This window comes from Dietzia sp. B44 (assembly GCF_014145245.1).
In the GTDB taxonomy this organism is placed as follows: domain Bacteria; phylum Actinomycetota; class Actinomycetes; order Mycobacteriales; family Mycobacteriaceae; genus Dietzia; species Dietzia natronolimnaea.
In genome coordinates this window covers 1-5,661 of record NZ_JAALEF010000345.1, presented here as the reverse complement: position 1 = coordinate 5,661, position 5,661 = coordinate 1, and the positions used below count along the sequence as shown (strand labels likewise).

Annotated in this window: 5 protein-coding genes; 2 read left to right on the top strand and 3 right to left on the bottom strand. The window is 70.4% G+C overall.

Features of this window, described 5'->3' with window-relative positions:
* The first annotated feature begins 74 nt into the window (after window positions 1–74).
* Window positions 75–1,118 (top strand): LLM class F420-dependent oxidoreductase, encoded by a 1,044-nt coding sequence (locus G6017_RS11585; RefSeq protein WP_182617466.1) that lies wholly within the window; start codon window positions 75–77, stop codon window positions 1,116–1,118.
* Window positions 1,119–1,218: 100 nt separating this feature from the next.
* Here G6017_RS11585 and chsH3 read toward each other — a convergent pair whose 3' ends face one another.
* A complete protein-coding gene (gene chsH3, locus G6017_RS11580) occupies window positions 1,219–2,079 on the bottom strand; it encodes an enoyl-CoA hydratase ChsH3 (protein ID WP_182617464.1) in 861 nt (286 codons plus the stop codon).
* Between the two features lie 2 nt (window positions 2,080–2,081).
* Window positions 2,082–3,830: a 3-oxosteroid 1-dehydrogenase gene (gene kstD / locus G6017_RS11575; RefSeq protein WP_182617463.1), complete on the bottom strand. Its 1,749-nt coding sequence runs from the start codon at window positions 3,828–3,830 to the stop codon at window positions 2,082–2,084.
* Window positions 3,831–3,890: 60 nt separating this feature from the next.
* Here kstD and G6017_RS11570 point away from each other — a divergent pair, with 60 nt between their 5' ends.
* Entirely contained in the window at window positions 3,891–4,676 is a 786-nt protein-coding gene (locus tag G6017_RS11570) for a 2-keto-4-pentenoate hydratase (RefSeq protein WP_182617461.1), read from the top strand.
* A gap of 59 nt (window positions 4,677–4,735) precedes the next feature.
* Here the strand turns inward: G6017_RS11570 and G6017_RS11565 are convergent, their stop codons facing one another.
* Complete coding sequence (locus G6017_RS11565; protein WP_182617460.1) at window positions 4,736–5,500, bottom strand: IclR family transcriptional regulator; 765 nt, start codon at window positions 5,498–5,500, stop codon at window positions 4,736–4,738.
* Between the last annotated feature and the right edge of the window lie 161 nt (window positions 5,501–5,661).

The following is a 5,661-nucleotide window of genomic DNA, read 5'->3' as shown; positions in this document are numbered from 1 at the left end:
GACCGGGGCGACCCGGGCCGGGGCCGTGGCGGCCCGCGGACGGGGTGCCGCGGCCCCCCGGTAGCGTTACCCGCATGCGCATCGGAATGGCTCTCAACTACAGCGGCGGCTTCGCCGAGACGGCCGCGGAGGCCGCGGACCTCGAGCGGGCGGGGCTGGACATCGCGTTCGTCCCCGAGGCCTACTCGTTCGACGCGGTGAGCCAGCTCGGGTACCTCGCGGCCAAGACCTCGACCATGGAGCTGGCCTCGGGCATCCTGCAGATCTACACCCGCACACCCACCCTGACTGCCATGACCGCCGCCGGGCTGGACTTCGTCTCCGACGGCCGCTTCATCCTGGGCCTCGGCGCCTCCGGCCCGCAGGTCGTCGAGGGCTTCCACGGCGTGCGCTACGACGCGCCGCTGGGCCGCACGCGCGAGGTCATCGAGATCTGCCGCAAGGTGTGGCGCCGGGAGAAGCTCGTGCACGACGGGGCCAAGTACCAGATCCCGCTGCCCGCCGACCAGGGCACGGGCCTGGGCAAGCCGCTCAAGCTCATCAACCACCCGGTGCGCGAGAACATCCCGATCGTGCTGGCGGCGCTCGGGCCGAAGAACGTGCAGCTGGCCGCCGAGATCGCCGATGGCTGGCAGCCGATCTTCTTCCACCCCGAGAAGGCCCACCTCGCGTGGGGTGAGCCGCTGGCCAAGGGGCGTGAGAAGCGCGATCCCTCTCTCGGAGAGCTCGAGGTCTACGCCGGACCCCCGCTGGCGATCTGCGAGGAGAACGAGGTGCCGGGCTACCTGGACTTCGTGCGCCCGCACCTGGCCCTCTACATCGGTGGGATGGGCGCCCGCGGCAAGAACTTCTACAACGAGCTCGCGTGCCGCTACGGCTACGAGGACGAGGCCGCCCGCATCCAGGACCTGTACCTGGACGGCAAGAAGGACGAGGCCGCGGCCGCGGTGCCCGACGAGCTGGTCCGGTCGGTCTCGCTGATCGGCCCCGAGTCGTACGTGGCCGAGCGGGTCGAGGCGTTCCGTGAGGCCGGGGCCACCACCCTCACGGTCACGCCGATGGCGATGGACGCCCCCGGCCGGATCCGGTTGGTGGAGCGGTTCCGCGCGCTCTGCTGAACCCCTGGCACGACGAACGCCGGCACGACGAACGCCCCGCGGCGGTGGCTGCGGGGCGTTCGTCGTATCGGGAGTGGGGTATCGGGGGCGCGTCGCGCGGTCAGGCGAGGTCGACCACCACGTTCTTGAGCACGGGGGCGTCGTCCCGCTCGGCGGCCGTGGCCGCCACGAGCAGTCGCGAGCCGTCCTCCCACACGCGGACGCGCATGGTCTCGCCGGGGAAGAAGATGCCGCCGAACGTCACGCCGTAGCCGCGGACCCGCTCGACGTCGCCGCCCAGGACCTCGTCCACGACGGCCCGCAGCACCATGCCGTAGGAGCACAGACCGTGGAGGATCGGGCGCGGGAACCCGGCCGCCTCGGCGAACGCGGGATCGGAGTGCAGGGGGTTGCGGTCCCCGCAGAGGCGGTAGAGCAGCGCCTGCTGGGGCAGGCTCGCGACCTCGATGGTGTGGTCGGCGTCCCGCTCGGGGTACTGCACCTTCTCGGAGGTCCCGCGCTCGCCACCGAAGCCTCCCTCGCCACGGGCGAAGATCCCGGATCGAGAGGTCCACAGCTTCTCACCCTCGGCGGAGACCGTCTCGGACTCCTGGATGATCACCGCGGCCGAACCCTTGTCCTGGATCTCGGCGATCCTGGTCGTGGTGACGGCGGTGCCGGCCGCGGGGATCGGGCGGTGCACCTCGACGGACTGGCTACCGTGCACGACCTTGGCCAGGTCGATCTCGACCCCGGGGAAGGACACCCGCGGCGCCTCCGTGACGTTCATCGTGGCGGCGACGGTGGCGAACGACGGCAACACCTTGGGATGCAGGTCGTCCACGTAGTCCAGCCCGGCGGTGTCCATGGGGTCCCCGGCCGCGCCGACTCCGAGTGCGTAGAGCGCAACGTCCGAGGCTGTCCAGGAGAACTCCTGCGAGGGAAGCTCGGCCCCCAGGGCAATCGAGAGGTCGATCGGCACGGTCAGACTCCCGTCTTGTCGGTGGTGGTCGGTCCGGTGGTGGTGGACCCGGCGGCGGCGCCGGCCAGCATGTGCTCGACCGCGAGGTACCCGAAGACCATCGCGGGGCCGATGGTCGCCCCGGGCCCGGCGTAGGTGTGGCCCATGACCGGCGACGACGCGTTGCCGGCGGCGTAGAGCCCCTGGATCACGGAGCCGTCCGAGCGGAGGACGCGGCCGTGGACGTCGGTGTTCGCCCCGCCCTTGGTCCCGAGGTCCCCGGGCACCATCTTGGCGGCGAAGAACGGTGCCTTGCGGACGGGACCGAGGCTCGGGTTGGGCTTGTTGGTGGGGTCGCCGTAGTAGTGGTCGTACCCCGAGACGCCCCGCTGGAAGTCCTCGTCCACGCCTCTCTCGGCGAAGCCGTTGAACCGGGCGGCCGTCTTCTCCAGCGCGTCCCCCGGGACGCCGATCAGTCCGGCGAGCTCGGCGAGCGTGTCGGCCTTGTGGAAGTTCTCCGTCTCGAGCCACTTCTTCGGCAGCGGCTGCTTCGCCTGCAGTCCGGCGAAGAGATACCGGTTCTTGTACTCCTGGTCGAAGATGATCCAGGCCGGGACGTTCTCGCCCTCGGCGCCCTGCTGGTCGGCGGGGGCCTGCCCGTACTCCCCGCCGTACATCCGGTGCCCGGCCTCGACGTACGGCAGCGACTCGTTCATGAACCGCTCGCCGCGCGAGTTGACGAGGAACGAACAGGGCAGCGAGCGCTCGGCGAGCGCGAACCACGGACCGCGGGGGAGCAGGATCGTGGGACCCCACCAGGCGTCCTCCATGAAGGCCAGTTCCGCCCCCACCTTCTCCATGTACTCGATCCCCTCGCCGGTGTTGCCGGCGGCGCCGACCGTCCACGAGGTGGGGATGGGCTGACGCTGGTACTTGTCCCGCATCTCCTGGTTGTGCTCGAACCCGCCCGAGCCGATGATCACGCCACGTCGGGCGCGGAGGGTCTGCTCCTCGCCGCCGCGGGTCACGGTGATGCCCACGACCCGCTCGTCCAACCCGCTGCCCTCGGTGACCAGACCGGTCATCGGCGTGTTGAGCCACACCGGGACACCCGCGTCCAGGAGGCCCTTGCGCATGGCGGCGATGAGCGCGCGGCCCATGCCCACCATGTTGGCCCCGCGGGCCTTCGCCAGCAGCATGCGCATCGTCACACGGACGGAGCGCCGGAAACCCTTGGTGGTGGGGCGCTGGAGGAGGTTGAGCCAGCGGTAGTCGGACTGCTTGACCACCATGTTCGCCGGAGCCTTGGCGTAGGGGGGCTCGAGCCGCGCGGCCTCGGAACCCAACTGGCGCAGGTCGAACGGCTTGGGCTCGACGGATCTGCCGCCGAGTCGTCCTCCCGGGGACTCGGGGTAGTAGTCCGAGTAGTCGACCACCCACTCCATCTCGAGGGGGGAGTTGGCGAGGACGAAGTCCAGGACCTCGGGGCCACGGTCGACGTACGCGTCGATCCGTTCCGGGGCCACGACGTCGCCGACGATCGCCCGGAGGTAGGTCCGGGCGGCCTCCGGGGTGTCCTGGACGCCGTCCCGTCGGAGGACGGAGTTCCCCGGGATCCACACGCCGCCGCCGGAACGGGCGGTGGAGCCGCCATAGTGCGGTGCTTTCTCCACGAGGACCACGCTGAGGCCCTTCTTCGCTGCTGCGAGGGCGGCCGTCATGCCTGCTCCACCGCTACCGACGACGACGACGTCGAACTCCTGGTCTGCCATGTAGAACACGTTATAGAACCGGGGGCTCGAGCGCCACACGGTCGAGGTAGCATCCCGGTCATGCTCAACGAGGAGACCCGCTCCACACTCGCCCAGCGACTCTGGGACGCCGAGGCCGACGTGGCGCCCATCGCGCCGCTCACCGACCACCATCCCGAGATGACCCCGGACGACGCGTTCGAGATCCAGCTCGTCAACATCCGCCGCAAGCTCGCCGCCGGCGCGGTGGTCACCGGACACAAGGTGGGTCTGGCCTCCAAGGCCATGCAGGAGATGATGGGCGTCGACGAACCCGACTACGGCCATCTCCTCGACACCATGGAGTACCCGGAGGGCGCGCCGGTCGAGGCTGCCCGGTTCTGCTTCCCGCGCGTCGAGGTCGAGGTGGGCTTCATCCTCGGCGCCGACATCCCGCCGGAGGGGTGCTCGCAGGAGGAGGCCGCTGCCGCCATCGAGTGGGTCGTGCCCTCGATCGAGCTGATCGACTCGCGCATCCGCGACTGGAAGATCACCCTGCCCGACACGATCGCCGACAACGCGTCGTCCTGCGGGTATGTCGTCGGGCAGCAGCGCGTGCGGCTGACGGACCTGGACGTCGCCGCGATCGATGCGACCCTCTACAAGAACGGCGAGTTCCTCGCGTCCGGCCGCTCCGACGCGGTCCTGGGCAACCCGCTCAATTCGGTGGGCTGGTTGGCCTCGACGGTCGCCAAGTTCGGCGTCCGCCTGCGCAAGGGAGACGTGATCCTGCCCGGCACCGCGATCCGCGCGATGGACGCCGCGCCCGGCGATTCCTTCCGCGCCGAGTTCGCGGGCCTGGGGGACGTGACCATGGAGTTCCGCTAGCGCGGGGGTGCAGCCAGTGCGGGGGTTCGGCTGCGGCGCTCACGTTCCCTCGGCCCTCGTCACGTCCGGTCCGTCGCCATCGCGCGACTGGCGGCCGCGGCCACCCTGGTGACCAGTGGCTCCAGGCGAGTGAGTGCAGCACCGTCCGCCGCGCTAGCGGAGAGCGCCGCCACCGCTAGGGTTCCGCAGGCGCCGTCCTCGTCGTCGTCGAACACGGGTGCGGCCACGCAGTAGAGGCCGGGCGTGAGCTCGGCGCGATCCACCGATCGCCTTCTGCGCCGGATCTCCGCCAGCTCCACGGCGAGCGCATCCGGCGAGGTGAGCGTGGTGTCGGTCCAGGCGATCAGCGGGCCCTGCGACACCCGCTCGGCGGCGGCGTCGTCGAACGCCAACATCGCCTTGCCCACTCCGGTGCAATAGGCCGGCAGTCCGCCGCCGATCCGCGACGGTGACGGGATCGGCCGCGGACCGTGCAGCTTGTTGAGGTACACCACCTCGTCACCGTGCAGCGTGGCCAGGTGCACCGTCGCCCGGGTCGCCTCGAAGAGGTGCGCGAGGAACGGTGTGAGTACGCGGCGGGTCCGCTCGTATGCCGGCGAGGCAGGAATCGGATCCAGCTCATGCACCAGCGGCCCCAGTCGATAGCGCTGGCCGATGCGCGTGACCGCATCGTTTCGCTCGAGTGCGGCCAGGAGGCGAAGGGTCGTGGACTTGGCCAGCCCGGCCTCGCGGGAGATCTCGCTCAGTGTCAGGCCGGTTCCCGCCGCCGTCACCCGCAGTACGTCGAAGGCGCGGTCGACGGGGGAGACGGGCGGTTCGGTCATGCGGTGAGTGTAGCGCGGAGGTCCGACATCGAGTGACGGGTGATTCGAACACTTGCGCTAGTGAGGTGGTGACGTTAGAGTAGTACGTATGTTCGATACAGGCGCCGCGGGGGGAGGTTGGTCGGTAATGAGTGCGACGACGACGAGTTCGGCGGCGTTCG